The following is a 216-nucleotide window of genomic DNA, read 5'->3' on the forward strand; positions in this document are numbered from 1 at the left end:
GTGATGCACTGATCGCTGTGCTGCTATTTAAACTAATCACCGCTGCACTTGTTGCACCGAAGGTATAACCGCCTGCTAAGACGCCTCCGGTGATCGCGGTCTCCGTGACCGTACACGTTTCACCTTGTACCAAGCCCGTGATCGTGCCGGTGGTTCCTGCTGTAAAACTCGTGGTCTTGGTGCCGCTGATTGAACAAACCGCTTGCACACCGATTG

General features: G+C 54.2%; 1 protein-coding gene. It reads right to left on the reverse strand.

Annotated elements, in window-relative coordinates; translation table 11 throughout:
• Positions 1 to 216: hypothetical protein (locus tag KDM90_RS17775; RefSeq protein WP_212676961.1), on the reverse strand; the 216-nt coding region annotated here is incomplete at both ends.

The organism is Affinundibacterium fentianense (genome assembly GCF_018139545.1).
GTDB lineage: Bacteria > Pseudomonadota > Gammaproteobacteria > Burkholderiales > Burkholderiaceae_D > Undibacterium > Undibacterium fentianense.